This window comes from Halorubrum sp. PV6 (genome assembly GCF_003990725.2).
Classification (GTDB): domain Archaea; phylum Halobacteriota; class Halobacteria; order Halobacteriales; family Haloferacaceae; genus Halorubrum.
The window spans coordinates 733,275-750,279 of sequence record NZ_CP030064.1; the positions used below are offsets into that span (position 1 = coordinate 733,275).

General features: G+C 67.7%; 12 protein-coding genes and 1 tRNA gene. 6 read left to right on the forward strand and 7 right to left on the reverse strand.

What is annotated here, in order from left to right:
* Positions 1–2 precede the first annotated feature (2 nt).
* Both DOS48_RS17430 and DOS48_RS17435 read left to right on the forward strand, forming a co-directional pair.
* The gene (locus DOS48_RS17430; RefSeq protein ID WP_127116963.1) at positions 3–1,238 is read left to right on the forward strand and encodes a digeranylgeranylglycerophospholipid reductase; all 1,236 of its coding nucleotides are present in this window, start codon (positions 3–5) and stop codon (positions 1,236–1,238) included.
* A 58-nt stretch (positions 1,239–1,296) separates the two neighbouring features.
* Positions 1,297–2,460, forward strand: a complete 1,164-nt coding sequence (locus DOS48_RS17435) for an acyl-CoA dehydrogenase family protein (RefSeq protein WP_127116964.1) — start codon at positions 1,297–1,299, stop codon at positions 2,458–2,460.
* A gap of 47 nt (positions 2,461–2,507) precedes the next feature.
* Here the strand turns inward: DOS48_RS17435 and purN are convergent, their stop codons facing one another.
* Positions 2,508–4,109: a phosphoribosylglycinamide formyltransferase gene (purN, locus tag DOS48_RS17440; protein WP_127116965.1), complete on the reverse strand. Its 1,602-nt coding sequence runs from the start codon at positions 4,107–4,109 to the stop codon at positions 2,508–2,510.
* 168 nt (positions 4,110–4,277) lie between these two features.
* Here purN and purB point away from each other — a divergent pair, with 168 nt between their 5' ends.
* The 4 genes from purB (at position 4,278) to DOS48_RS17460 (ending at position 8,091) form a co-directional block, all read left to right on the forward strand.
* Complete coding sequence (gene purB, locus DOS48_RS17445) at positions 4,278–5,738, forward strand: adenylosuccinate lyase (RefSeq protein ID WP_127116966.1); 1,461 nt, start codon at positions 4,278–4,280, stop codon at positions 5,736–5,738.
* Positions 5,739–5,801: 63 nt separating this feature from the next.
* Entirely contained in the window at positions 5,802–6,635 is an 834-nt protein-coding gene (locus tag DOS48_RS17450) for a sensor domain-containing protein (protein WP_127116967.1), read from the forward strand.
* Between the two features lie 64 nt (positions 6,636–6,699).
* Entirely contained in the window at positions 6,700–7,392 is a 693-nt protein-coding gene (locus DOS48_RS17455) for a hypothetical protein (protein WP_127116968.1), read from the forward strand.
* 3 nt (positions 7,393–7,395) lie between these two features.
* Positions 7,396–8,091: a metal-dependent hydrolase gene (locus tag DOS48_RS17460; protein ID WP_127116969.1), complete on the forward strand. Its 696-nt coding sequence runs from the start codon at positions 7,396–7,398 to the stop codon at positions 8,089–8,091.
* A gap of 53 nt (positions 8,092–8,144) precedes the next feature.
* Here the strand turns inward: DOS48_RS17460 and DOS48_RS17465 are convergent, their stop codons facing one another.
* The 6 genes from DOS48_RS17465 to DOS48_RS17490 form a co-directional block, all read right to left on the reverse strand.
* Positions 8,145–8,732, reverse strand: a complete 588-nt coding sequence (locus tag DOS48_RS17465; protein WP_127116970.1) for a PAS domain-containing protein — start codon at positions 8,730–8,732, stop codon at positions 8,145–8,147.
* A 201-nt stretch (positions 8,733–8,933) separates the two neighbouring features.
* Positions 8,934–9,005 (reverse strand) — tRNA-Ala (locus tag DOS48_RS17470).
* An 82-nt stretch (positions 9,006–9,087) separates the two neighbouring features.
* Positions 9,088–9,639 carry an SRPBCC family protein gene (locus DOS48_RS17475; RefSeq protein WP_127116971.1) on the reverse strand — a complete coding sequence of 184 codons (552 nt, stop codon included), beginning with the start codon at positions 9,637–9,639 and terminating at the stop codon, positions 9,088–9,090.
* 51 nt (positions 9,640–9,690) lie between these two features.
* Positions 9,691–14,424, reverse strand: a complete 4,734-nt coding sequence (gene gltB / locus DOS48_RS17480) for a glutamate synthase large subunit (protein ID WP_127116972.1) — start codon at positions 14,422–14,424, stop codon at positions 9,691–9,693.
* A gap of 332 nt (positions 14,425–14,756) precedes the next feature.
* Positions 14,757–14,927, reverse strand: a complete 171-nt coding sequence (locus tag DOS48_RS17485) for an HEWD family protein (protein WP_168654245.1) — start codon at positions 14,925–14,927, stop codon at positions 14,757–14,759.
* Between the two features lie 71 nt (positions 14,928–14,998).
* The gene (locus DOS48_RS17490; protein WP_133412107.1) at positions 14,999–16,324 is read right to left on the reverse strand and encodes a hypothetical protein; all 1,326 of its coding nucleotides are present in this window, start codon (positions 16,322–16,324) and stop codon (positions 14,999–15,001) included.
* Positions 16,325–17,005 lie beyond the last annotated feature (681 nt).

A 17,005-nucleotide genomic window follows, 5' to 3' on the forward strand; every position in this document is an offset into this window, starting at 1 on the left:
ATATGGTTGATCGCTACGACGTCGTGATCGCGGGCGCCGGTCCCGCGGGCGCTCAGTGCGCTCGCGATCTGGCGACGCGAGACTACGACGTCGTCGTTCTCGAAACGGAGCCGGAAGCCGAGTTCCCCCGCCAGAGCAACAAGTCGACTGCCGGAACGTTCCCGTCGATGATGTCCTCCTTCGGCATCCCGGACGACGTGGTGATGTCGTACACCGACGACGTTGTCTTAGAGTCGCCCAACAACCACTACAAGAGCTACCAGCCCGGCGCCGTCTTAGAGTTCGCCGACTTCAAACAGTTCCTCGTCGCGGATGGCCGCGACAACGGCGCCGAGTACCGGTTCGACTCGCGGGTCTCTCGGCCCATCCTCGACGACGACGGCGTCATCGAGGGGGTCCGGTACAACGGCGACGAGGAGGTGTACGGCGAGGTGGTCGTCGACGCCACCGGCCCCGCCGCACCGATCGCGAGCGCGCTCGACGTCGTCGACCTCGAACGCGAAAATCAGGCGATCGGCATCGAGTACGAGATGGAGGGCGTCGAGATGAACCACCCGGAGTACGCCGACCTGCGACGAGCGATGATGCTCCGACTCGACCACGACATCGCGCCCGGCGGCTACTCGTGGATCTTCGCCACCGGCGAGGACACCGCCAAGGTCGGCATCTGTTACATCCAGAACGACCGCCACCGCGAGTTCGCACAGGAGGGGCAAACCGTCGACGGCTACCTCGACTCGTGGATCGACCGCGACCCGCGCTTTGCCGACGCAGAGCAGATCGGCGAGACGGTCCATCGCGGCTCCGCCCACATCCAGATGCCGGACGACATGCACACGGACCGATTCCTCGCCATCGGCGATACGGTCCCGGCAATCGACCCGCTGTGGGGCGAGGGCATTCATAAGGGAATGAAGTCGGCCCGCGCCGCGGCGGCGACCATCGACCGGTGTCTCACCGACTCGAAGCGCCGCCTCGACGCGGAGAGTCTCGCCGTGTACGAGCGGCTCTGGCACCGCGACGTGGCCCCGCGCATGAAATCGCGGCTGATGCTCACGCGACTCCTGTATCTCGCTCCGAACGAGCGGTACGACCAGTTCATGCGGGACCTCCAGCGAACCGAAGAGAACACCCTCGAGAAGGCGAATCAAGGCGAGAAGTCGTCGATGGCGAAGCTGCTCCACCTCAGCGACCTCCCGCTCTTAGCGAAGTTCGCCCGCGAGCAGTTGGGTTCGTAACGCCGCGCCCGTCCCGGTCTCCAGAACTGTTTTGTCCGCCGGTTCCCGACAATCGATCATGCTCGACTACGTGGGGCTCGAGGCTGACCTCGATCAGGAGGAGCGGCTGATACGCGACACCGCTCGGGAGTTCGTCGACGAGCGGGTGCGTCCCGACATCGGCGACCACTTTCAGGCGGGGACGTTCCCGACGGAACTGATCGAAGAGATGGGCGAGATGGGGTTTTACGCCCCCAACCTCGACGGGTACGGCCTCCCGAACGTCTCGGAGACGGCGTACGGCCTGTTGATGCAGGAGTTAGAGGCGTGTGACTCCGGGCTCCGGTCGATGGCGAGCGTGCAGGGCGCGCTGGTCATGTACCCCATCCACGCGTACGGCAGCGACGAACAGAAGGAGCGATGGCTGCCGGCGCTCGGCGAAGGCGAGGCGGTCGGCTGCTTCGGGCTGACGGAGCCGGAACACGGCTCGAACCCGTCTGCGATGGAGACCAGCGCGCGGCGAGACGGCGACGAGTACGTCCTCGACGGCGCGAAGACGTGGATCACGAACGCGCCGATCGCGGACGTGGCCGTGGTCTGGGCCCGCGACGAGTCGGCGGACGACGCCCCCGTCCGCGGCTTCCTCGTCGAGACGGACCGCGACGGCGTGACCACGAACAAGATCGACGACAAAATCTCGCTGCGCGCGTCGATCACCGGCGAGGTCAGCCTCCAGAACGTGCGCGTTCCCGAGTCGAACGTCCTCCCCGGCGTGTCGGGAATGAAGGGTCCGCTGTCGTGTCTCACGCAGGCCCGCTACGGGATCGCGTGGGGAGCGGTCGGTGCCGCCAGGGACTGCTTCGAGCAGGCGCGGGCGTACGCCACCGACCGCGAGCAGTTCGGCGGACCGATCGCGCGGTTCCAACTCCAACAGGAGAAGCTCGCGGAGATGGCCACCCAGATCACCACGGCGCAACTGCTCGCGTACCGGCTCGGCGAGCTGAAAGAGCGCGGGGATCTCACCCCCCAACACGTCTCGATGGCCAAGCGCAACAACGTGCGCACGGCACGCGACCAGTCGCGGGTCGCCCGCGAGATGCTCGGCGGCAACGGGATCACGACCGACTACTCGCCGATGCGCCACATGGCGAACATGGAGACCGTCTACACCTACGAGGGGACCCACGACATCCACACGCTCGTCCTCGGCGAGGACCTGACCGGCATCCCGGCGTACGAGTAACGGGCCGAATTCGGCTGACGACCGACGACCGACGGACCGCTCCCGGCTCAGTCGTGCCGGAAGCAGCGCGAGCCGGTGAACGCCATCGCCATGTCGTGTTCGTCGGCCGCGGCGATCACGTCCTCGTCGTTGACGGAGCCGCCGGGCTGGATCACGGCTTCGACGCCGGCCTCGGCGGCCTCTTCGATCGCGTCCGGGAACGGGAAGAAGGCGTCCGAGGCCATCACGGCGCCCTCGGCGGATTTCCCCTCCGCGTCCTTCTCGGCTTTCATGGCCGCGAGCGTGACGGCGTCGACGCGGGACACCTGCCCCATCCCGACGCCGACCGTCTCGGTGCCCGTCGCGAACAGTATCCCGTTCGATTTCACGTGTTTGAGCGTCTTCCACGCGAACACCATCGTCTCGATCTGCTCGTCGGTGGGCTCACGCTCGGTGACCACGTCGAGGTCGGCGGCGACCGGGGACTGCCGGTCCCGCTCTTGGATGAGCCGCCCCCCGACGATCGGCTTCTCGGTGAAGCGCTCGGAGAACCGCTCGTCGCCGTCGCCGAGCGGGCCGACGTCGAGCACGCGGAGGTTCTTCTTCTCTCGGAGCACGTCGAGCGCGCTGTCGGTGTAGCCGGGCGCGACGACGACCTCTTTAAACGAGTCGACGACTGCGTCCGCGGTGTCGGCGTCGCACTTGCGGTTGACGGCGACGATGCCGCCGAACGCCGACTTCGCGTCGGTACGGAGCGCGCGGTCGTACGCCTCCGCAATCGTGTCTCCCGTCGCACAGCCCGCGGGATTCGTGTGCTTGATCACGGCGGCGGCCGGCTCGTCGAACTCCTTGACGAGGTTCAAGGCGGCGTCGGCGTCGTTGTAGTTGTTGTACCCCATCCCCTTCGCGCCGGGGTTCAGCTGCGGGGCGTCGACGACGCTCGCCTCCTCACAGCCGTCGTCGACGTAGAGCGCGGCGTCTTGGTGCGGGTTCTCGCCGTACCGCAGCGTGGCCGCGCGCTCCTCGGAGACGAGTCGGCGCTCGGGGAAGTCCCCGCCGTCGTCGCCGTCGACGGTCACGTCGACCGGCTCGTCGCCGTCGCGGTCGATCGTCACCCGGTCTTCGGCGAACCACCGCACCGCACGCGGGTACGCGGTGAACTCGGCGTCACGGAGGACGCGGTCCTTCAGCGAGTCGACGTCGTCGTCCTCGTAGACGGGGACCGGTTCCTGGGTGACGATCGGCCCGGCGTCGACCTCCTCGGTGACGACGTGGACCGTGCAGCCGGTGGTGCGGACGCCGGCGTCGAGCACCTGCTCGTGGGCGTCCGCGCCGGGGAAGGAGGGCAAAAGCGAGGGGTGGACGTTCAGCGTCGTGGGTGTCGCTTCGAGGAACTCGTCGGTGAGCACGCGCATATACCCGTCGAGACAGACGATGTCGAAGTCGTACCCTGCGAGTCGGTCGAGGAGTCGCTGTTCGTGGGATGTACGCGACTCGCCGTCCTCGCGTTGGACGACCTCGGTCGGGACTCGACGCTCCGTCGCGGCCTCCAAGACGGGCGCCTGTTCGCGGTTGGTCACGACGACAGAGAGCTCCGCGCCGCCGGGCGCGGTGTCGGCGATGTGTCTGAGGTTCCGTCCCCGGTTGCTCGCGAGTCCGGCGATCTTCATACGCGAGTGGTCCGACCGATCGCGTATATCGATTGCGGTCCGCACCGGACGAGGATCCACGTTCGCGGATAGATACTCCCCGAGAGCGCGACAGAATCCGACGACGTATCCACGTCTGTGCGACTCACCATCGACACGCTTTTGCTGGCTCCGGCGGCAGTCGCGGATATGACCGACGACTCCGAACCGACTGGCGACGACGCGATCGCAGGGCTCTCTCGGTCCGACCCGCTCGCCGCGGTGTCGCCGCTCGACGGGCGATACGCCTCACGGACCGCGCCGCTCTCGCCGTACGCGAGCGAGGCGGCGCTCATGCGCGCGCGGACCCGGGTCGAGGTCGAGTACCTCGTCGCGCTCGCCGACCTCGACGCGACGCCCATCGCGCTCGACGACGACGCCGAGGCGGCGCTGCGCGCGGTCCACGAAGAGTTCACCGCCGAGGACGCCCGCCTTATAAAAGCGCTCGAAGTCGAGGGCACCGAGGGGTACAGCGCGACCAACCACGACGTGAAGGCGGTCGAGTACTTCCTGCGGGTCCGACTCGACGCGCTGGCGGACGACGGGGTGATAACCGACGGCGAGACGCTGTACCCGTGGATTCACTTCGGGCTCACGAGCGAGGACGTGAACAACCTCGCGCACCGTCTGCTCGTAAAACGGGCCGTAAGCGAGACGATCGTCCCCGCGATCCGCGAGGTCAGAGACGCGCTCGCGACCCTCGCCCGCGAGCATCGCGACACGCCCATGCTGGCGCGGACGCACGGGCAACCCGCCACGCCGACGACGTTCGGCAAGGAGATGGCCGTGTACGCGTCTCGGCTCGGTCGCGCGCTCGGCCGAGTCGTCGTCGCCAACGGCGACCTCTCCGGGAAACTCGCCGGCGCCTCGGGGACGTACGCCGCCCACGACGCCGCCTACCCCGCGGTCGACTGGCCGGCGTTCGCCGAGTCGTTCGTTCGCGGCCTCGATCTGGAACACACGCCGCTCGCGACGCAGGTGAACCCCTGTGACGACCTCGCAGCCCTGTTCGACGCGCTCCGGGGGGTCAACAACGTCCTCCTCGATCTGGACGTGGACGCGTGGCTGTACGTCTCCGACCGCTACCTCGGACAGCGAACCGTCGAGGGCGAGACCGGCTCCTCGACGATGCCCCACAAGGTGAACCCGATCGACTTCGAGAACAGCGAGGGGAACCTCTCGAAGGCGAACAGCGACCTCACCTTCCTCGCCGACTACGTGACGAGTTCGCGGCTCCAGCGCGACCTGTCCGACTCCACCGTCAAGCGCAACGTGGGCGCCGCCCTGGCGCACTGCCTCATCGGCTACTCGAAGGCCGGCGACGGGCTGGAAACGATCGTCCCGAACGAGACGGTCATGCGCGAGGAGCTGGCTTCGACCCCCGAAGTGATCGGCGAGGCGGTCCAGACGATCCTCCGGCGCGAGGGCGACACCGCCGCCTACGAGCGCGTGAAAGACCTGACGCGCGGACAGTCGGTGACGCTCGACGACTTCCGCGACCTCTTCGCCGACCTCGACGTCGACGAGTCCGTCCGCGAGGAGCTACAGGCGCTGACGCCGGCGACGTACGTCGGCGTCGCCGACGAGCTGGTCGACGAGACCGACGAGTAAGCGCGCGGCTCGTCCCGGACGGCGACCGATTTATGTCGCCCGCGAGGAATTTTTCGACCGCGCATGGTCTCCCTCCGTTCACCCTCCGCCATCCCAGTCGTCGGCGTGTTAGTCGACGGTCGCACGTACGTCCACCTGTTGTACCTCCTGATCGCGATTCCGCTCGGGGCCGTCTACTCCTCGCTTTTCTCGTTCGGATTCGCGTTCGGGATCGCCTTCTCCGTGGTGCTCGTCGGCCTCGTGATCCTGTTGGCGACGCTCGTGGCCGCCAGACTCGCGGCCGGCGTCGAGCGCTGGCTCGCGAACCGGCTTCTGGGCACGGACCTGACGCGATACGACGACCTGGCCGACGACCCGCCCGGCGCGCTCGCGGGCGTCAGGAAGTACGTCGAGGCCGCGTCGACGTGGCGAGCGGTCGGGTTCATCTCGCTGAAGTTCTTCGTCACCGTCTTCGCGATCATCCCCCTGTTCGCGCTCGCGAACGGGCTCTCGCTGCTTTCCGCCCCGATACGGTACCCGTACGTGGCCACTTTCGGCGAGTCCAACGGGGAACCGATCACGTGGGCGATCGGCACGCTCCCCGAGTCGCTGCTCGCGGTTTCGGTCGGTTTCGTCGGGGTACTCGTGGCGCTTCACGTGACGAACCTCGTCGCGTACGCCAGCCGGCAGATGGCGATCGCGCTCCTCGGGGAGCCGGCGGCGGCCGAGGGGGGCGCGACCGGAGACGACCCAGAGACGACCGAGGAGGGCGCGACCGGAGACGAACCCACCGCGTCGTCTCCATCCTCGGGGTTCGCCCCGGCGGACGCCGACGAGTCGGAATCGGAGTTCGTCCCGGCGGACGCGGTCGAGCCGGAGTCGGACGGCGACTCGGACCGCGACGAAATCGGCTCCTAACCTGCCGGCTCGCGGCGGCTCTACGCCCCGGTGGGCTTATTCTCGTGGGGCCGTCAGGGTCGGTATGGCACCGACGCTGGTCGCCGCCGCCATCGGGGCGATCCTCGCGGTGGCCCTGCTTGGCGCCGCGTTCGACCGGCGCGCCGTCGCGGTGGTCGTCGCGGCCGCCGTCTTCCCCGACCTCGACGCGGTCGCCAGCCTCGTCGTTCCGGGCGCGACCAACGCCCTCTTTCACGCGGTCTGGCTCCCGCTCGTCGCGGGCGTCGCGCTCTACTGGGACACCGCGGCGGCGAGCGACTCCCGCCTTCGCGCCCGGTTCGGGTGGCGAGGCGTCCGGGTCGCGTGGGTCGCGCTCGCGGCCGCTCTCGTCGCGGGAATCGGGCCGGACCTCTTCGGCGGGGCCGGCGCGAACCTGCTGTACCCGTTTCACGACGCCTACTACCGCATCGACGGGCGCCTCCTGTTCTCGACACAGGAAGGGGTCGTACAGACGTTCGTCGCTCTCGGGGCCGAGGGGCCCGGACCCCTCCCGTTTCCGAGCCCCGGCACGACCGCCTCGTATCCGATACCGACGTGGGTGAATCCGGACGGCCGTCCGGGGCTCTCGCTCGGAACGGATCGCGAGCTGGTTCTCGTCCGAAGCGGCTGGCAGCTCGTCGTCGTCGCCGCCGGGACGGCCCTGCTCGCGGTCCGGTTCGTGCAGGCGCGTCGCTCGGGCGAGTCGGACACCGACCGCGATCGGAGGGAGGTGGCCTGACCGATGGTCTCGACGGTCGTCCACGCGGCGTTCGCGCTCGCGCTCGCAGCCGGGCTGCTCGGCGAGCACTACGACCGTCGCGCGCTCGCGGTCGTCCTCGCGGTCGTCCTGTTGCCGGAACTCGACAGCTTCCTGGGGCCGGTGATGCCGGGCGCACACCGAACGGTCGGGCACAACCTCGTGTTCCCGGCGGCGGTCGCGCTGCTGCTCTACTACGACACGCGGCTCCGGTCTGTGTCGGTGCTCCGCCGGCGACTCGCTCGGTGGACCTCGGAGCGACGCGCCGAGCGGTGGATCGCGGTCGCGTGGGTCGCCATCTTCGTTCACGTGTTCGCCCACGTCGCGCTCGATTGGGTCCACCTCGACGGCGTGAACGCGCTCTGGCCGCTCCGAGACCGGTTTTACGCCTTGTCCGGCGAGATTCTGCTCTCGTCGACGGACGGGTTCACGCAGACGTTCGTCGACGTGCGGGTCGACCCGGCGACGGGGAGCCGCCAGATCGACGCGGGCGCAGGCGGCACCACCGCCACGGTCCACGTGAGCAATCCCGTCGAGCCGCGCGCGCCCAGCGAGGTCGCCGACGAGCCGGTCGACAGGCGGTTTCCGGTCGCGAGCGCCGGGTGGCGGCTCTACCTGATCGGCGTCGGCCTGTTCACGCTCGTCGCGCGGCGGCTACAGAGCGCGGACCCGCGTCAGTAGGCGGCGTTTCCCACCTGCCGAGGTGTTCGACTCGCGTGCGACGCCGCCCGCGTTCAGCGCTCGTCGCGGGGGTCTCGGTCGGTCGGTTCCGCGACCGCCTCCTGCACCGCGGCCCAGTGAGTGATGGTCCCGTCGGCGCCGGGAAGCGGTCGCAGCGAGACGCGGTTTAAAAACGGCGTCCCGTCGCGGCGGTGGTTCCACACCTCGACGGTGACCGGCTCCCAGATGGACACGGCCTCGCGCAGCGCTGCGACCGACTCCGGCTCCGTGCGCGGCCCCTGGAGCAGTCGCGGGTTTTCGCCCCGGAGCGCTTCCAGTGAGTAGCCCGTCAGCGCGCGGAACGTCCGGTTCGCGTAGAGGATGGGCGTGTCGCGGTACGCCGGGCCACACAGGGTGACACCGACCGGAGCGGTGTCGAGGGCGCGAACGCGGTCGATGCGGCGTCTGTCGGCGTCGCCGAGGGGCGGATCGTCGGCTCCACTCGCGGGGTCGCGGCTCGCGTCGCTTCCGGCGGTGTCCGCGTCATCGTCGCGCAACTCGGGTTCGAGTTCGTACCGAGCCACCAGACCGTCGAGTCGGTCGCGAGCCGCCTCGTCGTCGCGGCACGCGAGATAATCGAGAATGTCGCCTCTGAGGCCCATCTGCTGGCTCGGTTTACGCCTCGGTCGGGCAAGTGACTGTCGTCCGCGGGGCGCCGTTGCTCGCGGCGGAAAAGCATGGACTCGCGGGGGTCCCGTGAGCGGTGCGAGGTATGAGCAAAGCGAATACTCGATTGCGAGCGGCGAAGCCGAGAGCAGCGAACGGGACCAAGCGAGGAAACGAGACGAACGGAGTGAGTCGAGTGGACTCGCGGGGATTTGAACCCCGGGCCTTCCCCGTGCCAGGGGGATGATCTACCACTGATCTACGAGCCCTCGAACGCATCCAATCGTTCCCCGCTGGATATATTAAGGCCTTCGACTCGCCGACCTCGGCGACACGACCTGACACACCCGGTCAGATCCGCGCCGAGTCGACGTACACGTCCAGGTCCACGTCTCGCGTCGACCCTTCGAGGTCACGGACCGCGCGCTCGACGACGCGCTCGGCCTCGCCTCTGATCAGGGGGATCGCCTTTTTAAGTACCCAGTCGAACGAGACGAGCCGCGGCAAATCGAGCGCGTCCGAACTGGCGGAGCCGGGGTCGAACGCCACTTCGAGCGCGACCTCGCAGGGCTGATCGGTCGGACTGTCGTCGGTACCGTCGGCGTCGTCCGCCGACTCGGGCGGCGTCACGCGCCAACACCCGCCGGCGTCGATGTCCTTCGTGATCTCCCAGTCGATCCGTTCCGGCGGTTCGACGCCCGTCACGTGCGAGTGGGCCGTGTACGTTATCTTCCACCACGCGAACGTCAGCGCGTAGCGAGTCCCCGGACCGCCGTCGCCTCGCATCGTTCGCACCTCGCGGAGGTACTCGGAGTAGTTGGCGTACTGCGGGAAATCGAGCAGGAACGCGTACACGTCCTCGGGGTCGGCGTACACCTCCGTACTCACGACGAGTTCGTCCACGCTCTGAGGTTCGGCCCACGCGTAATAAGCAGTCCGGCGCGGGCGGGCCGATCAGTCGTCGCTCGACGCCTGCCCGGTCGCGTCGGCGGCGGAGCCGGGGACGGCGGCGGCGGGCTCCGGCGGCTCCTCGCGCACGTCGGCGCCCGTGCCCTCCGCGATGACCTCGGCGTACGCGTCGGGGAAGACGCGGACGAAGTCGTCTAGGGCGGCCGTCCAGTCGTCGAGGAGTTCGCTCGCGCGTTCGCTGTCGGTGTACGCCCGGTGGTTCTCCACGAGCCGGCGGAGCATGCGCTCGTCGGACTCCGCTAAGCTCTCCGATACCGATACCATCCCGCGGTTCACGCGGTCGGCGAAGCGGTCGTCTGGGTCGTACACGTAGGCGACGCCCCCGGACATCCCGGCCGCGAAGTTGCGGCCCGTGTCGCCGAGGACGGCGACGACGCCGCCGGTCATGTACTCACAGCCGTGGTCGCCGACGCCCTCGACGACGGCCTTCACGCCGGAGTTGCGGACGCCGAAGCGCTCGCCGGCGACGCCGTTGACGTACACCTCGCCCTCGGTGGCGCCGTACAGCCCGACGTTGCCGGCGACGACGTTCTCGGCGGGGTCGTAGCCGGCCTCTTCGGGCGTGTTGATAATGATTCGACCGCCGGAGAGTCCCTTGCCGACGTAGTCGTTGGCGGCGCCGGACAGCTCCATCGTGACCCCGGACGCGAGGAACGCGCCGAAACTCTGGCCCGCGTAGCCGTCGAACCGGCAGGTGACGGTGTCGTCCGGGAGGCCGTCGCCGCCGTGCTCGCTGACGATGCGGTTCGAGAGCGTCGCGCCGACCGCCCGGTCGACGTTCTCCACGTCGCGGGTGAGCGCGACCGGCGCGCCGTCTTCGATTGCCGGGGACGCCTCCTCGATGAGGTCCCAGTCGAGCAGGTCGTCGATGCCGGCGTGCTCCTGCTCGCGGGTCTTGGTGCGGGCGTCGCCAGCGGGCTCGGCGATGACCGCGGACAGGTCGAGGTGTTTGGCCTTCTCGTGGTCGGTCTCGCGCTGAGAGAGCAGCTCGGGGCGACCGATGAACTCCTCGACCTCGGTGTAGCCCAGTTCGGCCATGATCTCTCTGAGCTCCTGGGCGATGAACGTCATGTAGTTGATGACGTGGTCCGGCTGACCGGGGAAGCGCTGGCGGAGGTCCTCGCGCTGGGTCGCGACCCCGACCGGGCAGGTGTTCTCGTGACACTGCCGCGCCATCACGCAGCCGGCGGTGACGAGCGAGGCGGTCCCGAACACGTACTCCTCGGCGCCGAGCGCGGCGGCGATGGCCACGTCTCGGCCGGTCTTCATCCCGCCGTCGGCCGTCACGCGGATGCGGTCGCGCAGGCCGGTTGCGCGGAGCATCTGGTTGGCCTCGGCGAGGCCGAGCTCCCACGGGAGCCCCGCGTTCTTGATCGACGTCTTCGGGGAGGCGCCCGTCCCGCCGTCGTGCCCGGAGACGTGGACCACGTCGGCGTTGGCCTTCGCGACGCCCGCCGCGATGGTGCCGATGCCGGCCTCGGAGACCAGCTTCACGTTGACATCGGCGTCCGGGCTGGCGGCCTTCAGATCGAATATCAGCTGTTTGAGGTCCTCGATCGAGTAGATGTCGTGTTGCGGGGGCGGCGAGATGAGCCCGACGCCGGGGGTCGAACACCGGACGTGCGCGATCATCTCGTTGACCTTCTTGCCGGGGAGGTGGCCGCCCTCGCCGGGCTTCGACCCCTGTGCCATCTTGATCTGGAGCTCGTCGGCGCTCGCGAGGTACTCGGAGGTGACCCCGAACCGCCCGGAGGCGACCTGCTTCACCGAACACTCCTTCTCGGTGTCGAACCGCTCCGGCGGCTCGCCGCCCTCGCCCGTGTTCGACTTCGCGCCGATGCGGTTCATGGCGATGGCGTTGTTCTCGTGGGCCTCCGGCGAAATGCTCCCGAGGCTCATCGCCGCCGTGGAGAAGCGCTCCACGATCGACTCGACCGGCTCGACCGCTTCTACCGGGACCGCGTCGCGGTCGGAGTCGAACTCCAGCAGCCCGCGAAGCGTCTGTAACTCCTCGGACTGGTCGTTGACGAGCTCCGCGAACTCCCGGTACTGCTCGTAGTCGCCCCCGCGGACCGCCTGCTGGAGCGTGCCGACCGTCTGGGGGTTCCAGCCGTGTTTCACGCCCGACGAGCGGTGTTCGTACTCGCCGATGGTCTCTAAGTCGGGGTCCGCGCCGAACGCCATCGCGTGCCGGGTCCGGAGGTCGTCTTCGATCTCCGCGATCCCGATCCCCTCGGTGCGGATCTCGGTCCCCTCGAAGTACTCGGCGACGAACTCGGAGGCGAGCCCGACCGCCTCGAAGATCTGGGCGCCCTGGTACGACTCCATCGTCGAGATGCCCATCTTCGCCATCGTCTTGAGGAGGCCGTCTTCCAGCGCGTGGCGGTACGCGGCCAGCGCCTCCTCCTCGTCGGCACCGTCGGGGCCGGCGACCACGTCGGCGATGGAGGCGTACGCGAGGTAGGGGTCGACCGCGTCGGCGCCGTACCCGACGAGCGTCGCGACGTGGTGGACCTCGTGCGGTTCGCCGGACTCGACCACGACGCCCGCGCGATTCCGGAGGCCGTTCCGCACGAGGTGGTGGTGGACCGCGCCGGTCGCCAGCAGGCTCGGGACGGCGAGCCGGTCCGGGCCGACGTTCCGGTCGGAGAGCACCACCACGTCGGCGCCCTCGCGGATCGCGGTCGCGGACGCCTCGCGAACGCGGTTCACCGCGTCGACGAGCGAGTCGTCTCGGTCGTAGGTCACGTCGACGGTCGACGCCGAGAACGCGGGGCCGTCGCCGGCCTCGGACGCCCCGTCGCCCGCGGGCTCGCCGTCCAACCGCTTCAGCGCGGCCGTCTCGCTGTCGGTGAGTATCGGCGTCCCGGAGACGATCTGTTCGGCGTGTGCCGGCGTCTCGTTTAAGAGGTTGCGCTGGTTCCCCATCCGGGTTTCGAGCGACGTCACCAGCTCCTCGCGGATGTAGTCGATCGGGGGGTTCGAGACCTGTGCGAACAGCTGTTTGAAGTACGTGAACAGGGGACGGTCGACGTCCGCGAGCACCGAGAGCGGCGTGTCGTCGCCCATCGACCCCACCGGGTCCTTCCCGTCTTTCGCCATCGGCTCGACGAGGTGGTTCAGCGAGTCGGTGGTGTAGCCGAACGCCGCCTGGTGGGCGCGCACCGTCGGTTCTGGCTCGTCGGGGTCCGCGTCCGCGTCGCCGTCGGCCGCCTCGCCCTCCACGTCGTCGCTCTCGTCGCCGTCTGCACCGACCTGGTCGATGCCGGCGGCGATCCCGTCTTCCTCGACGAGGTCGTCGAGGTCGACCTGCCCGTCGTCGACCCACTCGCCGTACTTCTCGTCGGTCAGATCGGCGAACACCTCGTCGTCCGGGACGATGCGGCCCTGCTCCGGGTCGGCGACGAAGATCTCGCCGGGCTGGAGCCGCCCGCGACGGCGCACGTCCGCCGGTTCGGTCGGCAGCGCGCCGACCTCGCTCCCGACGATCAGCCGGTTGTCCTCGGTCACCTCGTACCGGCACGGTCGGAGTCCGTTGCGGTCTAACACGCCGGCGACGCGGTCGCCGTCGAAGCCGATGACGAGGGCGGGGCCGTCCCACGGCTCGACGAGCGACGCGTGGTAGTCGTAGAACTGCTTCCGGGCCGTCTCCATGAGGTCGTCGTTCCGGAACGCCTCCGGGATCAGCATCCGGAGCGTGTGCGGGAGGTCGCGGCCGGACTGCAAGAGGAGTTCGACCGCGTTGTCGACGCTCGCCGTGTCGGACTGGTTCGGGTCGTCGATCACCGGCTTGATGGTGTCGAGCTCCGCCCCGAACGCCGGGTGTTCGAGGTCGTTCTCGCGAGCGCGCATCCAGTTGACGTTCCCGCGAATCGTGTTGAACTCGCCGTTGTGGACGATGTTTCGGTACGGGTGAGCGAGATGCCACGCCCCGAGCGTGTTCGTCGAGAACCGGGCGTGGACCAAGGCAACGTGGCTCGCGAACCGCTCGTCGGTCAGGTCCGGGAAGTAGCCGGCCAACTGCGAACCCTTCAGCAGTCCCTTATACACGACGCGCTGGCGGTCGAGCGAGCAGACGTAGAACTGCCCGGCGCCGTCGACCTCGGACACCGCGTTCTCGATCTCGCGGCGCGCGGCGTACAGCGCTCGGTCGAAGCCGAGGACGCTCGGGTCGACGTCGTCGGGGCGGCTCTCCTCGTTGGTGAACCGCTCGGCGAGGCCCGCGCCCTCGACCGGCGCGGCGAACAGCTGGGCGACCTCCGGCTCGGAGTCGAGCGCGGTCGCGCCTAGGTCGGCGTTGTCGGTCGGAACCGACCGCCACGCCAACACCTCCAGCCCGTACACGGAGAACACCTCCGCGATGACGTCGTGGATCTCGGCCTGGACGCTCGGTTCGGTCGGCATGAACACGGAGCCGACGGCGTACTCCTCGGGGAGGTCGGCGTCGACGACCTCACGGAAAAAGTCGTCCGGGCGCGCGACCATGATCCCGGCGCCGTCCCCGGTGTTCTCCTCGGCACCCGTCGTCCCGCGGTGTTCGAGGTTTTCGAGCAGTTCGACGGCGTCCGTCACCGTTCCGTGGCTCGGGTCGCCGTCCAAGTCGACGATTCCGCCGATCCCGCAGTTCGACCGCTCGTCCGTTACTGCCGCAAGCCCCCCACTGTGGCCCGAGGATCCCTGTGCCGATTCCTCTCGGGTGTTACTACGTGGCTCGGTCATGATACACACTCGTGATCCGCCACTTAAAGGTATGACCCTGATAGGGGTAGGATCCATCGTACACACATTAGGGAATATAAGGTAATTATTGATCAGGGGTGTGTACCAATACGCCGGCTCCCTGTTCGATCAGAAGATACCCGAATTTGAGTAAACTCCCCTTCGCTGGCGGCGTCGAGCCCGATGTACGGGAACGAATCCCGGTCGCTACTGTCTGATTGTCAACCACTCACGGACCGCGAATTCACGAGGGTGAACCGTTCGCCGAGTAGATATGATCGACCGGCCAACACGAGCGCCGACCCGAGCGGCGTCGGTCGCGCGCCTGCTACCTACTCCACGGTCACCGGCGTGAACGTCCCGTTGATGTCCCACTCGTGGATACAGTAGACGTTGCCGGCGTCCCCGTCGATCCGCCACCCGGTGGCCTCGTCGTCCCACCGCTCGTCCCGGCCGCACAGCTCACACTCGCGCTCCCGTGGGGGGGTGATGGTGACGCTCATACCGGTATACAGCGTGTCGTCCAGCAAAAGGATACCGCTGACACCGCCGTCTCACCACGAATGATCGCCGCTCATCGGGGTCGTGTCCGTCGAACCGCCGTCAACGCAGTTACCGCGAGCGCCGCCACCGAGTGAAGCGGACCGAACCCCGGAACGTCTTCGGCGGTCGCCCGAATCGGCGCGTTCTCGTAGGTCGGCGTCGGCCGCGCCGAAGCGTCTCCCTCCGGATCGCTCCGGCCGCCCTGTTCGGCCGTCGCCTCCCCGAGTTCGCCGGCGTCGTTCCCGCCTGTGGACTGTGCGCTATCGACGGGCGGCGCGCGGTCGGCCGATGTCTCGGGCGCTCCGGCTTGGACCGCTCCCGTCGATACCACGAGCCCGTTCGACCCGTGCTCGAACGGAAGCCACCCCGCGGCGGTCGGGAACGGCGCAAACCGAATCGCGCGCTCGGACGCGTTCTGCCCGTCGCTCTCACCGGCGCTGGGCGCGCTCGTATCGCTCGCCCCGTCCGAGCGGCCGCGGCCAGACGGGTCGGTTGGATTCGCGCCCTGCGTCGCACCCGCGGGGCCGGCGCTCCCCGCTCCGCCGGCACCGGCGGCGTTACCAACATCGCCGCCGCCACTACTACCGGCGCCACCGCCAGCACCACCAGCACCACCACCCACCGCGCCGCCGCCTCCAGCACCACCCACCGCGCCGCCGCCGGCGACGCGCCTGGTTTCCCTTCCCGCCGACGCGCTCTCGTCGCTGGTGACGAACGTCACCGTCTCGTTCACCCGGTGATCACTCGACCGGTCGGAGGCGGCGGTCTGCAGGTGGTCGTCGACGACGCGAAACGCGGCCGTGAACTCCGTCCCCGGCGTCGGTACCCCGTCGGTCGGGAACGCGTCGTCGCCGTCCGCGACGACGTAGAGCCCGGTCCGGTCGACGTGAACGGTCGCATTGGATGGGACCTCGCCGAGCGTGTCACCGCCCGACCGGGTGCCGTTGGGCTCGGCCGAGCGCACCCCGAACTCCACGCCGTCGAGGCGAGCGAGGCCGTGACCCGTCTCCAGGGTGGCGTTTCGCGCGCCCACCAGTCCGGTGAGCCCGGAGGCGTTCACGGCGTACACCACGGTGTCGGTTGCGTCGATACGGTCGGTCTGCGAGAGGGTGCCCTCCGCGATCGCGTCTCGTACTGCCGTGGGGGTCTTGAGCTCCGACCGAACCGCTTCCGGTCCCGTGTAGGCGGTGAGTCGGCTCGTCGACCGGCGGGCGAGCGTCAGCGTCGCGTTGTCGCTCGTCTCTGCGAGTCCCTGCGTCGAGCGAACCGCGAGCTCGTAGGTGCCTGTAGGGAGGGTTTCGTCGTTGTCCGGCGTCGAAACCGACGTGATCGACGCGTTCGAACCCCGTACGGACACGCTCTCGTTGAGCGACTTGGTCGCCGCTAGGTAGGTGTTGAGTTCGAGCGTTGTCGCTTCTTGCTTTGGGGTTGCGAGTTTGATAGTGGCGGCAGTAGAATTCGATCTTTTGAGACTAATTCTTGACTCTGGGGTGTGATGCTGAATTCGAAACTTAACGATACTACCATTTGCTACTAAATTTCTTACTTGGTCAATTCGCACATATTGGTCCTCTGAGCCAATTATTCTAAAAGAATATCCATCTGATGACTGGTTTTCAGTAAGTACATACTCCCCAGATTTCAACCCTTTCGTTCTGTATCTTATTTTACTATCGTTATATCTTGAATATCCAACTGAAGATAGGACACGTGCACTCTGGCTGATAGAATATAAATTTCTAGATTCTACTGCACTGCTACTATTATCAACTATTGTTGTTCCTGAATATATAGTTGGCTTCGCCGTGCCTCCATGATTTAATTCAGTAATGTGAATCTGTTTGTCGCTAGTATTTGGTTCTTGATCAGCCGCCACTGTTGCTGTATCTGAAACACCTGCACCTACAAATCCATTCTCTAGGTCTGAGTTAGGGAGACGTACTATTGACTCAACTAGAGCACTATCTGTAGTAGTATTATTGTACAGTTGTAGTACTGCTGCTAATTTGTTTCTGCCATATAATTCGGAGTTACTACT

What these genes read in the sequence shown, in the direction of transcription:
- DOS48_RS17430 (WP_127116963.1), top strand. Translation starts at nt 3, where the DNA reads ATGGTTGATCGCTACGACGTCGTGATCGCGGGCGCCGGTCCCGCGGGC.
- DOS48_RS17435 (WP_127116964.1), top strand. Translation starts at nt 1,297, where the DNA reads ATGCTCGACTACGTGGGGCTCGAGGCTGACCTCGATCAGGAGGAGCGG.
- purN (WP_127116965.1), bottom strand. Translation starts at nt 4,109, where the DNA reads ATGAAGATCGCCGGACTCGCGAGCAACCGGGGACGGAACCTCAGACAC.
- purB (WP_127116966.1), top strand. Translation starts at nt 4,278, where the DNA reads ATGACCGACGACTCCGAACCGACTGGCGACGACGCGATCGCAGGGCTC.
- DOS48_RS17450 (WP_127116967.1), top strand. Translation starts at nt 5,802, where the DNA reads ATGGTCTCCCTCCGTTCACCCTCCGCCATCCCAGTCGTCGGCGTGTTA.
- DOS48_RS17455 (WP_127116968.1), top strand. Translation starts at nt 6,700, where the DNA reads ATGGCACCGACGCTGGTCGCCGCCGCCATCGGGGCGATCCTCGCGGTG.
- DOS48_RS17460 (WP_127116969.1), top strand. Translation starts at nt 7,396, where the DNA reads ATGGTCTCGACGGTCGTCCACGCGGCGTTCGCGCTCGCGCTCGCAGCC.
- DOS48_RS17465 (WP_127116970.1), bottom strand. Translation starts at nt 8,732, where the DNA reads ATGGGCCTCAGAGGCGACATTCTCGATTATCTCGCGTGCCGCGACGAC.
- gltB (WP_127116972.1), bottom strand. Translation starts at nt 14,424, where the DNA reads ATGACCGAGCCACGTAGTAACACCCGAGAGGAATCGGCACAGGGATCC.
- DOS48_RS17485 (WP_168654245.1), bottom strand. Translation starts at nt 14,927, where the DNA reads ATGAGCGTCACCATCACCCCCCCACGGGAGCGCGAGTGTGAGCTGTGC.